This is a genomic window from Rubripirellula lacrimiformis (assembly GCF_007741535.1).
GTDB classification, from domain to species: Bacteria; Planctomycetota; Planctomycetia; order Pirellulales; family Pirellulaceae; genus Rubripirellula; species Rubripirellula lacrimiformis.
Genome location: NZ_CP036525.1, coordinates 4533160 through 4545588, shown reverse-complemented (window position 1 = coordinate 4545588; position 12429 = coordinate 4533160). Strand labels below are relative to the sequence as shown.

12 protein-coding genes are annotated in these 12429 nt (G+C 56.2%); 8 read left to right on the top strand and 4 right to left on the bottom strand.

The annotated features are described in order from the left end of the window. Window positions 1-251: 251 nt before the first annotated feature. Window positions 252-1112, top strand: coding sequence for an SGNH/GDSL hydrolase family protein (locus tag K227x_RS15850; protein ID WP_145170932.1), 861 nt, complete (start codon window positions 252-254; stop codon window positions 1110-1112). 599 nt (window positions 1113-1711) lie between these two features. Then, window positions 1712-3205 carry a protoporphyrinogen oxidase gene (gene hemG / locus K227x_RS15845; RefSeq protein WP_145170930.1) on the top strand — a complete coding sequence of 498 codons (1494 nt, stop codon included), beginning with the start codon at window positions 1712-1714 and terminating at the stop codon, window positions 3203-3205. A gap of 113 nt (window positions 3206-3318) precedes the next feature. Here hemG and K227x_RS15840 read toward each other — a convergent pair whose 3' ends face one another. Together K227x_RS15840 and K227x_RS15835 are read right to left on the bottom strand one after the other, a co-directional pair. Continuing rightward, window positions 3319-4341 (bottom strand): tellurite resistance/C4-dicarboxylate transporter family protein, encoded by a 1023-nt coding sequence (locus K227x_RS15840; protein ID WP_145170928.1) that lies wholly within the window; start codon window positions 4339-4341, stop codon window positions 3319-3321. 17 nt (window positions 4342-4358) lie between these two features. Beyond that, complete coding sequence (locus K227x_RS15835) at window positions 4359-4790, bottom strand: RrF2 family transcriptional regulator (protein WP_145170926.1); 432 nt, start codon at window positions 4788-4790, stop codon at window positions 4359-4361. Between the two features lie 166 nt (window positions 4791-4956). Here K227x_RS15835 and hmpA point away from each other — a divergent pair, with 166 nt between their 5' ends. The 6 genes from hmpA to K227x_RS15805 all read left to right on the top strand — a co-directional run bounded on the left by hmpA (window position 4957) and on the right by K227x_RS15805 (window position 10785). Next, window positions 4957-6183, top strand: coding sequence for an NO-inducible flavohemoprotein (gene hmpA / locus K227x_RS15830; RefSeq protein ID WP_145170924.1), 1227 nt, complete (start codon window positions 4957-4959; stop codon window positions 6181-6183). 147 nt (window positions 6184-6330) lie between these two features. After that, entirely contained in the window at window positions 6331-7050 is a 720-nt protein-coding gene (ric, locus tag K227x_RS15825) for an iron-sulfur cluster repair di-iron protein (protein ID WP_145170922.1), read from the top strand. 80 nt (window positions 7051-7130) lie between these two features. Beyond that, the gene (locus K227x_RS15820; RefSeq protein WP_145170920.1) at window positions 7131-8546 is read left to right on the top strand and encodes an outer membrane protein assembly factor BamB family protein; all 1416 of its coding nucleotides are present in this window, start codon (window positions 7131-7133) and stop codon (window positions 8544-8546) included. A gap of 20 nt (window positions 8547-8566) precedes the next feature. Further along, window positions 8567-9712 carry a cytochrome P450 gene (locus K227x_RS15815; protein ID WP_246145838.1) on the top strand — a complete coding sequence of 382 codons (1146 nt, stop codon included), beginning with the start codon at window positions 8567-8569 and terminating at the stop codon, window positions 9710-9712. A 9-nt stretch (window positions 9713-9721) separates the two neighbouring features. Beyond that, entirely contained in the window at window positions 9722-10057 is a 336-nt protein-coding gene (locus K227x_RS15810) for a cupin domain-containing protein (protein ID WP_145170916.1), read from the top strand. A 2-nt stretch (window positions 10058-10059) separates the two neighbouring features. Continuing rightward, window positions 10060-10785 carry a DUF542 domain-containing protein gene (locus tag K227x_RS15805; protein ID WP_145170914.1) on the top strand — a complete coding sequence of 242 codons (726 nt, stop codon included), beginning with the start codon at window positions 10060-10062 and terminating at the stop codon, window positions 10783-10785. Between the two features lie 12 nt (window positions 10786-10797). Here K227x_RS15805 and K227x_RS31435 read toward each other — a convergent pair whose 3' ends face one another. Continuing rightward, window positions 10798-10920: a Rieske (2Fe-2S) protein gene (locus K227x_RS31435; protein ID WP_261343400.1), complete on the bottom strand. Its 123-nt coding sequence runs from the start codon at window positions 10918-10920 to the stop codon at window positions 10798-10800. A gap of 93 nt (window positions 10921-11013) precedes the next feature. Continuing rightward, on the bottom strand, window positions 11014-12207 hold the full coding sequence (locus tag K227x_RS15800) for an alpha/beta hydrolase (protein ID WP_145170913.1): 1194 nt from the start codon (window positions 12205-12207) through the stop codon (window positions 11014-11016). Between the last annotated feature and the right edge of the window lie 222 nt (window positions 12208-12429).

Genomic DNA, 12429 nt, shown 5'->3' with positions numbered 1-12429 from the left:
TTCCAATCGGGGACTTGCAATCGTTAGGTGGGAGTGCTGGATTGTAGCACGGCGATTCCACCGGCGCGTGGTCGATGCCGAAGGGTGCAGGGATCCGGCGGCCTGGGACCATGCGGTCCAGCGATCTTGGGGGATCATCGTGTGCGAGCGGTCTGGCCAGCGTGTACGCTGTGGATCCCCCATCGGGCTCGGCAGCCCCCTGCGGGGATGTGTCTCTCCGTTCGATGTGCTTTCAAGAAAGGTTCTTGCTGATGAATGATGGTCGTTTTTCGTGGCAGTCCATTGCCGCCCGCGTTCTGATCGGTGGCTTTGTGTTTGCGATCGCAGGGTCGCCGTTGGTCGCGTTCGCCGAACATGATGGCAAGCAACAAATCCTGTTGCTCGGCGACAGTACGACCGAAGGAAGCGTCCCGCGACGGTTGAAGCCAGCGGGGCCGCATCTAGAACAGGTGTTGGAACAGCTGTTGGCTGCCGAAGACGATCTGCCTGAGTGCCAGGTGACCAATTCCAGCCAGGGTGGTGAAACGATCCGGCGTCTTTTGGATTCCGGCCGCTACGAGCGGAACGGGGCCGACCTGCCGGGCCTGGACTACATCTTCATTCGTTACGGAATCAATGACCGTGCCAAGATTGAGAACTTCGTTGAAAACTTCCCCAAACATTTCGCAGAACTGTGCGAACGATTACGGAAAGACCACCCCGGTGCCGAGCTGATCGCGATGACCGTGATCCCGTTTTCCAGCGAAGCGGCTAGCAACGAGATCAACAACCTGATCCGACAAGCGGCCGAGGACGAAGATCTAGAACTTTTCGACATCTACCCGCGATACGCCGAAGAGTTGACCAAGGGACGAAACGCACTGAACTACCGTCGCTATCCACTGGACAAAGTTCCGGCAAAGTATCACGAAATGGTCGAGCCCTTTGTGTATGGGGGGAAAGTGGAAGTGATGGACAACGAGCTGGATGCGATCCTTGGCGACCTGCCAGGCTGGTACGGGGATCGGCATCCCAATTTGGCGGGGTACAACGTGATCGCAGACGAAACGGCGAAGTACTTGGCCAAACGTCTGCGTGAAAAGCACGCGGAGCGCGTCAGTACCGCGGAGTGACGATCGCTCGGTCCCACGCAGGCCGGATGTCTTGCCAGGTCGATGATGATTGGGAAACTTTGTCCAGGCCGATAGCGAAAGGGGCGATAGCGAATCGGCCGAAATGTTCAGCGGGGCAGTTCCGTGGTCTGTTCTTCGCCGGCAAAGAAACTTTTGTCACGAACATATACATCCGGGTGTAGGATGCGTTAGAATGAGCGTCGTGTCACGTTCGTTCGGAGGTTAACATGAATGCTTGGCTGCCATCGGACGTCGGTGTTAGCTTGATCGTCGCGACATGGCATTCGGATCGGCCCTGCGGGATGTCTTTGGAACACGGTCTGTTGTTCGTCGACCACACCGGCCGGATCGATCACACCGGCGTCTTGCCGATTCACTGCGGCGGTTTTCCGCGGCCAAGCGTCGTGAAGATTCCCCCAAAGTCGCCCACCTTCCCAATGCTTCGCAACAGTGGTCGGCTGGACGGCAAGCGGGGTATTCGCGAACTTGCGAAGCGAATGCAGAGGTTCTCGCGATCGTGCGTTAGGGGGCAGTGGAAACACGACGTCCGAACTGCCCAACTGCAACTATTCTCCTCTCGCTGCTGATGGAACCGTCCCATGCCCACCTGCAATCCAAAACGAGTCGCCGTGATCGGCGGTGGTATTTCCGGGCTTGCTGCGGCGCATCACCTGCGCAAACTGGATCCCAGCTTGGACGTCCAACTGTTCGAATCAGGGGATCGATTGGGCGGAGTGATCAGGACCACCGAAACGGATGGTTTTCTGATCGAGGGTGCTGCCGACAATTTTATTACCACAGCGCCCAACGCGATCGAGCTGTGCCGAGACCTGGGACTGGGCCAGGAGTTGATTCCAACGAATCCCGGCGGCGGCGGAGCGATGGTGGTCAGTCGTGGCAAACTGGAACCAGTCCCACCGGGGTTCATGGTCATGGCGCCATCGCGGATCTGGCCGATCTTGGCAACTCGAATTCTGTCGCCGATGGGCAAGTTGCGATCGGGAATGGAAGTCTTTGTGCCTCGCAAAAAGGCGGCAGAAGATGAATCGTTGAAATCGTTCATTTCCCGTCGCTTCGGCAGCGAGATGTTCCAGCGGTTGGTTCAGCCGTTGGTCGGTGGCATCTACACGGCCGACCCTGCTCGATTGAGCGTTGCGGCGACGATGCCTCGATTTTTAGACATGGAACAGCAACACGGCAGTTTGATTCGCGGCATGATGTCGGGGCGGCGGAAACAATCCGGGCCGGCCGAAAGCCGCGGTGGGGCAAGGCACAGCCAGTTCATGACGCTGCGTGGCGGCATGTCACGGTTGATCGATGCGTTGGCGGCTAGTTTGCCCAGCGATTCGGTGCATCTGAATTCGCCGATTGTCCAGTTGTCCAAGGCATCGACGGGATGGTTGATCGAAGACCAAAACGGGCATCGGTCGACGGCGGACGCGGTCGTGATGGCATCGCCTGCGAATCATGCGGCAACGATGTTGCGACAGGTTGCGCCGAAGATCGCTCGACGGCTTCGGCGAATCGAATACGCAAGTTGTGCCGTGGTATCGCTGGCCTTTCGTCGCGACCAAATCAACGCACCCATGAACTCATTCGGGTTTGTCGTTCCGCACGTTGAAAACCACCTGATCCTGTCGTGTAGTTTTTCGAGCGAGAAGTACGAAGGCCGCGCTCCCGATGGGACGGTCTTGATGCGAGTGTTCATCGGTGGGGCGATGCAATCCGGTTTGCTTCGGTTACCCAACGACCAGTTGATCGAACTGGCGCATTGGGAAGTCGCCCGGTTGTTGAAGATCGACGGAAAGCCGCTGCTGCGTCATCTGACACGCCAATCGCAAGCGATGCCCCAGTACCACGTCGGCCACCAGCAACGCATTTCGGATATCAAAGAGCATTTGGCGGATCATCCGACGTTGGCCTTGGCGGGCAGTTCGTTGTCGGGAGTTGGCGTGCCTGGTTGCGTTGCCAGCGGACAGAAAGCGGCTGTCGAAGTGGTCGCTGGGATGAAAGAGTCGGACGCGGCGGCACAGCGGGCAGGGCGAAGACGAGAAGCGAATCCATCCTCCGAATCTTCAGCGTCGAATTCATAAAACCATCAGCACCGTTCATCTGTGCGCTGCCAAGGTGACGCCAGCAGAACCCACTGCGATCATTGTGGCGGCGCCAATTTTGGTTGGGTTGGTCGTTGCGGCCTAGTCTCGCATCAGGCTTTGGACTTCCATCGTGTTTTCGTCAAACCAATCGTCGTGATCGTCCACGCGGCCAGTGCGATGTACAAAAATGCGGTGCCGATTGGGGCCAGGAAATCGATTCCAAAGCAATGAATGGCCGCTTGCGTTGCAACGCTGTACATGCCGAGCGGAAAAACGATGCTGTAGTAACGTAGGTCGTAAGCCAACGAAACCTTGTGGTAAGCGTGACGCCAAACACCGAAGGCAACCAACAAGGGAATCCACCAGGTCGCCGTCGCCCAGCACAACAAGGTTCCACCTCGAACGAACGGCAAGAATTGACCCAGCCTCGACGAGGATCCGACGGCTTCGATGATGGAACATCCGGCAAAAGTGGAAATCGCCATCGCTCCCATGTTGATCCAATACGGCGGTGTCATCGAGTCGACATCCACGGGCTCGAAACAATAGCGATAGAAGACCAGCGAGATGATCCAGGCGTACAGCATTCCGCCGCCGAGCCACATTGCCAGTGAGAAGAACAGCACGATGTCCTGGGTTTCTGTGAATTGTGGACTCAGCAGTGCCCCCAACAGCGACACCGACTGGGCGGCGACGACGGCCAGTAACCATCCACCATGAAGGCCGTCCTTTAAACTGCCCTTGTTCTTTTGAATCGTGACGTTGCAGAAGATTCCGTAGGTCAGCAGAAACCACGACGCGATCCCAAAACACCACAATCCAATCGCTGCGTTTGGTCGTTGCCAGATCGCGAGAAACTGGCTGCCGAGGACGCAGCTAGCCGCGACGATTGAAAACATCCCAAAGGACCGGTGGGGATTGCCGAAATCGGCGACCATCCGGTGTGGATGCCAGAACAATCGTCCTGCGGTCAGTCCGGCCATCACAGTGAACGCCAACAAGTTGCCCCACAACAGGATCGTCGCAATGCCATGCAGCGGTGAATGTGGGCCGCCGTGATGCCAACACGCCAGCGACACGATCCCAGTCGCCATCACGATCGAATAGCAGGACGGATCAAGTGCCGCGACCATGCTGCTCTCGCTCGCTGTCACAGGGAATCGCACAGGGGAACGATGGGACTGGTGGAATTCAGCAAGTCGGCGATGGAGACTTTTCCAAACGCCTGTTGCGTCGCAGCGTAGGCCCGATCCAGTTCAGCGTGCAGGGGACATAACGACGTGTGCGTTTCCAGATTCAAGGGGCAGCTGAAAATTCGCCCCAGCGGTTCAACGGATTCCACCACATCCAAAATCGAGATCGCGCTTGCTGGTCGAGCCAGTGAATAGCCGCCGTGTGAACCGCATCGTGATTCCACCAGATCCGCGTGCGCCAGACTTTGCATCACTCGATGCAGATAGCGGCGCGGGATCTGCGTGATGCCGGCGACTTCGTCAGCCGACGATGGCGTGTTGCCGCAGGCCGCTTGGCTGGCCAGGCAGGTGACCGCTCGCAAAGCGTATTCGGTGGTCTTGGAAAGCATGGTGGTCGTCGGTTCGGGGAAACATGGTCGACCTCTTAAACATACACCTTGACGTGAACGATAGAAAGTGTACTTTTAGGTGTAGATCTGAAACAGACGCGTTTGACGGCGTTTGGTTTCTTCCCACCTAAACCTATCCCCACCTTTGTCGCAGAGAATCCCGGCCATGCTGAGTGATAAAACGATTCGGATTGTCAAGGAAATCACACCTTTGGTGGCTGCCAACGCAGAAACCATCACGCGACGGTTCTACCAGCGGATGTTCGAAGCCAATCCCGAGGTGAAATCGTTCTTCAACCAGGCTCACCAACATACCGGTGGCCAGCAAAAGGCCCTGGCCGGCGCGATCTGTGCCTATTTCACGCACATCGATAATCCAGCGGTTTTGATGCCTGCGGTTGAAATGATCGCTCAGAAACATGTGTCGTTGGGGATCAAAGCGGAACACTATCCGATCGTCGGCAGCAATCTGATCGAAGCGATCAAGGATGTGATGGGTGACGCTGCAACGGACGAAATCGTCGAAGCGGTTGCGGAAGCCTACGGGTTTTTGGCCGACATTTTCATCGGCCGCGAAGGAGCGATCTACGACGAGCAAGCGTCCGCACCGGGGGGTTGGAATGGTACGCGAACCTTTGTCGTGACGAAGAAGGTTCCCGAAAGCGATGTCGTGACGTCGTTCTACTTGAAACCAGAAGACGAGGGACCGCTGCCGCCGTTCAAGCCCGGCCAATACATCACCGTCCATATTGACCATCCGCACACCCCGACATCGCCGCGAAACTACAGCTTGTCGGATTGTGCCAGCCAACCGCATTACCGGATTAGTGTCAAACGGGAAGAGCGACTTGCCGCCGACGCACCCGATGGATTGATTTCCAATCACTTGCACGACGGAATCGAAGAAGGCCACCGCATCGAACTGGGACCGCCCTGTGGCGAGTTCACCATCGACCCGGCGGCGGTCGCAAAACCAGTCGTGTTGATTGCCGGCGGTATCGGTGTGACTCCGCTATTGTCGATGGCCAAGTCGATCATTCATGCGAATCCAGATGCGAAGCTGTACTTCATCCAGGCGGCTCGCAACAGCAAGGTGCAAGCTTTCGCGGACGAGCTTGGGAATTTGGCCGAGGCCGGCCCGAATGTGAACACCAAGGTGATCTATGACGCTCCGCTGGCAGGCGATGTCGAAGCCGGCAAGTGCGACGATACAGGTTTCATCACGACCGAATTGATTCGTAGTTGGACACCGTTTTCCGAAGCCGAGTTTTACTTTTGCGGGCCTAAGCCGTTCATGCAGAACATTCACGCCTGTTTGAATGAACTGGGCGTGGACGAGCATCGCGTTCGATACGAGTTCTTTGGCCCCAAGGAAGAACTGCAACCTGCCTGATGCAGGGAATTGGCCGAGAAAGTCGAGAACGCGTTCTCGCATGGTTCATGTTTCTGGGTCGATCAGCGTGTCGATCCGCTCGAATATGACGCAGCAGTTGTGAAAGAATTCAACGTTTTTCCTGTCCCGATTTGATGGAACAAAAACATGGTTACTCTTGATCCCGAACAATCTGTGGGCGATTTCGTTCGCCAGAAACCTAGCCGGGCACGCGTCTTTGAATCGCGAAAGATTGACTACTGCTGTGGCGGTAAGATTTCACTCAACCGAGCCTGCGAGAAACGCGGTATCGATGTGGATGAAGTACTGCAAGCGATCCAGATGAACGACCAGCAAGCGGACATCGATACGCTGGTGGACGTGAACGCGATGGGACTGACCGAATTGGCCGATCATATCGAATCGACACATCACGCGTATCTGCGTGAAGAGTTGCCGCGACTGGATTTCATGACCGAGAAGGTGTCGCGAGTTCACGGCGACAAGGATGACCGCTTGTTCAGAATGCGAGAGGCGTTTGTGGCGTTGAAAGCCGAACTGGAGCCGCACATGTTGGAGGAGGAAAGGGTGCTGTTCCCGATCGTTCGCCAAATCGATGCAGCGACTGGTATGTCAGACGACGGCTGCCGAAGTGTGACCGACCAGATTCGACAAATGGAACACCAGCATGACCAAGCTGGTGATGCTTTGGCGATCCTGAATGAATCTACCGACGGATACACACCGCCGGATTGGGCGTGCAACACCTATCGCGCCATGCTGGATTCGCTGGCGCAACTTGAACGCGACATGCACCAACACATTCACAAAGAAAACAATGTGTTGTTCATGAAGGCGATCGAGCTTGGAAAGCATGCGAGCGTTTGATCAGAAAATGGGACGCATCGGATCGGCCTTAGATCATTCGTTCGTCCTTGCTTCCGTTTCTGTTCCCCCGGGTGCACATCATGAAATCCTTCGTCCCGTTCTTGATTTTGATGTTCGGCGCGATTCAGGCGTTCGCCGCCGATTCGTGGCCGGGGTTCCGGGGGGACGGCAGTGGAACTGCCCAGGCGGACCTTCCGACCGACTGGTCCGCCCAGCAGGGTGTCACTTGGCAGTCCAGCATTCCTGAATACGGCCAATCATCGCCGGTGGTGTGGGAAAGTCATGTCTATGTGACCAGCAGCGAAGGGCCATTTCAGCAGGATTGCCAAGTTCACGCCTTCGATTTGCAGAGCGGAAAAATAGTCTGGACCTCCCGCGTTGCAGCGACGACGAAGGTCGAGAACTATTTTCGCAACAGTCGTGCGGCACCAACATGCTGTGTCGACGATAACGGTGTTTACTCGTTCTTTGCCAGTGGCGATGTGACGGCAATGTCGCATGATGGTGAAACGCGTTGGACTACGCCGGTCATCCAGACCTACGGCGAAGTCGACAATGAACGCGGTGTTGCCAGTTCGCTCGCTCAAACGGACGACCACGTATTCGTTCTAATCGATCACCATGGTCCGTCCTATTTAGTAGCGCTGGACAAGCAAGACGGCCACGTCGCTTGGAAGACCGACCGCGGCGATCGGGTGCCATCATGGTCATCGCCAGTTGTCGCTAGATCCGGGGATCGAGAGGTCGTCATCACCAGTTCCGCTGACACTGTGGATGCGTACGATGCGGCCACAGGTCAGTCTTTGTGGCAATTGGATGGACTGCAAGGGAACCACATTCCGTCGGCTTCGGTCGTGGGCGACCTGGTGTTTGTGGGGTCGACAACCATGTACGGCGGTGCGACAGATGAAGACGCGACGGCCGGATCCAACTGCTGCATCCAACTGACCAGCGACGGTGGAAAGCTCGGCTATGAAGTCCGCTGGGGGGCCGAGCGAGCCAATTCGTACTATTCGACACCGCTGGCCTTCGCCGGTTACGTCTATTACGTCAACAAGATCGGAATCTTGTACTGCATTGATCAAGAAACCGGTCAACAACGATTTGCCAAACGGATCGGCAATCCCTGCTGGGCATCGGCGGTCGGCATCACGCGATCCGATGGCACCCAGTTGGTATACTTTGTCTTGAAGAACGGGTACACGATCATCCTTCGGCCCGGAGACCAATACGATCAAGTTGCACGCAACCAGCTTTACGATGCCGGCGCGATGATGGACGCACGTGAATTGGCCGAAAAACAGCGGCTAGCCAACGTAGTTCCGGCGGATCAAGCCGCCCCCAAGAGTGGTCCCGAAAAAGTGTTCGCGGGGATGCCGGAAAGCCAACTACATCAAATGTTCTCTTATGGCGATCCGATGGTGTACGGTGTTGCCGTTGCCGATGGTCGATTGCTGATTCGCACCGGCCAACAATTGTTTTGTATCAGCCAATGAACACGGACGAATCGAATCCGATGAACGATTGGGACCCGGACGGTGCACAAGTGACGTCCGATCAAGTCGCCGCGTACGACGATATGCGGCGCCGTTGCCCGATTGCGCATAGCGAACATCGCGGGTGGTCCGTATTCCGGCACGCTGATGTGATGCAGGTCCTGAGCGACCATGAAACGTTTAGCAGCAAGGTGTCGCGGCACGTTTCGGTCCCCAACGGGATGGATCCGCCGGACCACACAAAGTACCGACGATTGATCCAGCCGTATTTTGCCGCTGATCGGATAGCCGCTTTCCAGCCGGCCTGTCGATCGATCGCGTCCCAGCTGCTTCGTCAGATCTGCAGCGGCAATGCCAAGGTCGAAGTCATGGGTGAATTGGCGACGCCCTTTGCAGCCCGCGTTCAGTGTGCATTCTTGGGATGGCCGGACAGTCTGCACACGGATCTGATCCGCTGGGCAGCCGATCATCACGATGCCACTCGCCGCGCCGATCGGGAATCGCTATCTCGGCTTGCAAACCAATTGGATGGGATCATCGACGATTTGATTCATCAGCGAACCGCCGCGGGACAGGATGCCACGCCGGATTTGACCTTTTCGCTGATCAACGAAACATTCGATGGGCGAAAACTGAATAATCAGCAGATCGCCAGCATCTTGCGGAACTGGACCGTTGGGGAAGTGGGCACGATCGCCGCATCCATCGGGATCATCATTCATCATCTGGCCCGGAATACTCAGGATCGTGCCGCTCTTCGCGCCGATTCATCGCGATGGCCCAATGCGATTGACGAAATCTTAAGAGTGCACAATCCGTTGCATGGCAACCGCCGTGTGACCACTTGTCCGGTCCAGCTTGGCGACCGTTCCATCGGATCGGGCGAACGAGTCTACATCAACTGGATTTCCGCCAACCGTGACGATTCGGTGTTCCCCGACGCCGCCGAGGTGCAGCTTGATCGCAGCCAGGAAAACAATCTGTTGTATGGATCGGGAATCCACGTGTGCCCCGGCGCACCGCTGGCACGGATGGAACTGCTAGTGTTCATGGAAGAACTGTTTGCAATCACACCTGCGTTTACGCTTCAATCACAGTCGACGGTCGTGCCGGCCAAGTATCCGGAGAGCGGCTATTCGATTGTTCCAATTCAATTTCAAATCTAGGGATAGACGATGGCAATTCAGCACGCCAAGGCCGGTCAAGTAATCCATGTGCAGCCACTAGCGGCAAAGATCGCCAGTACAAAGACGTACACGTTGTTCAAGACCGAAGTGATGGAAGCAATTCGGTTGGTGATGCCCGCCGGAAAGAAGATCGCCGAACATCAAGCTCCTGGTGAAATCACGGTTCAGTGCTTAGAGGGTCGCGTGAAGTTCTCGGTGGGGCAAGCGTGCCACGATTTGAACGCCGGTGACATGCTGTACCTCGAAACTGGCCAGCCACACGCGCTCGAGGCGATTTTGGATTCATCGGTTCTGGTAACGATCCTTTTGAACAAAGCGAGTTAGCTATGTCTGGAAAAGGTGCGGCAGTGTTGCATGATGATTCGGCTGTTGGACTGTGGGTGGCTCAGCATCCCGAAACGGCGGAAGTGTTCGAGATGTTGCAGATCGACTATTGCTGCGATGGGAATAAGCCGCTCGAAAATGCGTGTTGGGAAAACGGATTGGAAGTGCTACGTGTTCATTCGTTGTTGGCGCATACCATGGCCGAATCGGCCAATGCCGACCAACCGGATTGGTTGCATGCATCGCTGACCCAGCTATGCGATCACATCGAACAGACACACCATGCCCTGCTGAAGAGTAGCTTGCCGATGCTGGGCGACCTGATATCGGAGATCGTCAGTTTGCATAGCCAGACGCACGAAGGACTACGAGATGTTCAACTTTCTTTCGTCGCTTGGCGTGACGAGATCGTCGCTTTGATGGAGGAAGAGGAAGCGTCCCTGTTTCCTGCGATACGTCGGTTGGAAGTCGATGGAAACGGCAGCCCGTCGGACAAGGATTTCATTTCCACGATGATTCATCGGGTCACCTCGGAACACACCGACATCGGTGAAGCTCTGAAAATGACTCGGAAAGCAGGGAAGAACGCTTCTGCGACGAAAGACGGCAGTACGAAGATTTCGCGAATGTACGGACTGCTACGCTGGGTCGAATCCGACGTCCGACATCATGTCCACATCGAGGAATCTATCCTGTTTCCGCGTGTGTTAGCGGCATTAGCCAGTTGATGAACGCACCGTTCATGGGATGTCGATGAACACCCCGTCGATATGGAACAGCGCGATCAAGTCGTCTTCGACGATGATCAGCTTGCCCGTCCCCGCCGGTACTTCATTTGTCTTCGCGGCGTTGATCCAAGTCATGTTCTTCCGTCCTGTCGAGTCAGATTTAGCGAGCGATGAAGAGCCTCGTTCGTCGATTGATCGCGAAAGTGTTCTCCGCTGACATTCTGTCGGTCACTTCGCCGACAGATTCAACGCTTGTTGCATAAACGGATACACCGCATCTAGAAGCGAGTCGCCGTTGACCTTGGCGGCCCATGCAGAATGGCCGAAGCCGTCCAGTCGGAAATGTTCGATCTTGCTTCGGTAGTTCTTCAGCAGGTCTTCGGCATGATGATAGGGAACCACTTTGTCTTCGGTGCCATGGATGATCAGCAGGGGAGCATCGTCGGAATCGAACCGGTCTCGCCCGTCGTACTCTTTCAGCAGTTCCAGCAGCAGTCCCGATCCCCAATGGCTGACCACGGCCTGAACTTGCGAAGATTGTTCCAAGTGCGTCGCTTGCAGTAGCTTGCTCTCGGCTTCGTTTGTCAGCAGTTCGTCGCGGAAGTCGGACTCATCCGATGCTGCTAGGGCTGCACCGATATATCCGCCTGCGGATCCACCGTAGGCGACGATCGAATTTGGGTCGATGCGGTAGGTTTTCGCGTTGGCCCGGATCCAGCGGATGGCCGCCTTCGCGTCTCGCGTCGCAGCATAGGTGGGCCGATTCTTCAGCCAGCCCGTTGGCGCGATCGCTCGATCACCGTGCAGACGATAGTTGATCGAAAAACAAACCCAGCCTCGCTCGGCGAAATAGTTGCCAGCACGGACCATCGACTTCATCAAGGAATCGCCCGTCCAAAAGCCTCCGGAATGAACCAACAAAACGACGGGACGATGCTGCGCTACGTCTTCGTCGGGCTGGTAGACGTCAAGCGTCAGATTCCGGGGAAAGAAACGCGCGGTATCGGTGGGATGATAGATCATGCCCTGTGCATAGGGTAAACCGAGCGTGGCCTTCACCGGATAGGTCGGTTCATCGAAGATCGGACCGGTCGGTGATTGATCACCCGTTGGCGGTTCGTCGTCCGCCCACACAGACGGTGCGCTCGCTTGGAAACTCGACACGATCAACAGGATCGCTAGAAACGCGACACATATTCGGGCATTCGCTATCGCTGGCACGCTGAGAACCTTCGAAAAGAAATGGATAGTGATGTTGTGGTTCGAGTCCGCTTGGCCCGGCAGAAAGTCATCGCCAAGCGCGAGTAAGTTAAGCCGTTTTTGGACGCGGTAAGTTTTGTAAAGAATCCCAGAGCACCAGAGTTCTTTCGTATCCGAGTCGCCAAGCCAAAGCGTCCCAGAGTCATTCAGTCCCGGGGTCATTCAGTCCCGGGGTACGAGTGTCGCTGGCAAGACCGGTGGATGAGCCTACAACGCAAACCGGGCGACGAAATCGTTAGGAATTCGGCAAACGGATTCTAGTCGCTTTGGTGGTGTCGCGGGGGCACGTCGGCCCCGGCCTATCTTTTCCACTGCTCGCTCAGCGGTGCGAGAAGGATCTTGTGCGGTGAGTCCGGAATCACCTTTTCGAAGTTCTATGCTATC

What these genes read in the sequence shown, in the direction of transcription:
- K227x_RS15850 (WP_145170932.1), top strand. Translation starts at nt 252, where the DNA reads ATGAATGATGGTCGTTTTTCGTGGCAGTCCATTGCCGCCCGCGTTCTG.
- hemG (WP_145170930.1), top strand. Translation starts at nt 1,712, where the DNA reads ATGCCCACCTGCAATCCAAAACGAGTCGCCGTGATCGGCGGTGGTATT.
- K227x_RS15840 (WP_145170928.1), bottom strand. Translation starts at nt 4,341, where the DNA reads ATGGTCGCGGCACTTGATCCGTCCTGCTATTCGATCGTGATGGCGACT.
- K227x_RS15835 (WP_145170926.1), bottom strand. Translation starts at nt 4,790, where the DNA reads ATGCTTTCCAAGACCACCGAATACGCTTTGCGAGCGGTCACCTGCCTG.
- hmpA (WP_145170924.1), top strand. Translation starts at nt 4,957, where the DNA reads ATGCTGAGTGATAAAACGATTCGGATTGTCAAGGAAATCACACCTTTG.
- ric (WP_145170922.1), top strand. Translation starts at nt 6,331, where the DNA reads ATGGTTACTCTTGATCCCGAACAATCTGTGGGCGATTTCGTTCGCCAG.
- K227x_RS15820 (WP_145170920.1), top strand. Translation starts at nt 7,131, where the DNA reads ATGAAATCCTTCGTCCCGTTCTTGATTTTGATGTTCGGCGCGATTCAG.
- K227x_RS15815 (WP_246145838.1), top strand. Translation starts at nt 8,567, where the DNA reads ATGAACGATTGGGACCCGGACGGTGCACAAGTGACGTCCGATCAAGTC.
- K227x_RS15810 (WP_145170916.1), top strand. Translation starts at nt 9,722, where the DNA reads ATGGCAATTCAGCACGCCAAGGCCGGTCAAGTAATCCATGTGCAGCCA.
- K227x_RS15805 (WP_145170914.1), top strand. Translation starts at nt 10,060, where the DNA reads ATGTCTGGAAAAGGTGCGGCAGTGTTGCATGATGATTCGGCTGTTGGA.
- K227x_RS31435 (WP_261343400.1), bottom strand. Translation starts at nt 10,920, where the DNA reads ATGACTTGGATCAACGCCGCGAAGACAAATGAAGTACCGGCGGGGACG.
- K227x_RS15800 (WP_145170913.1), bottom strand. Translation starts at nt 12,207, where the DNA reads ATGACCCCGGGACTGAATGACTCTGGGACGCTTTGGCTTGGCGACTCG.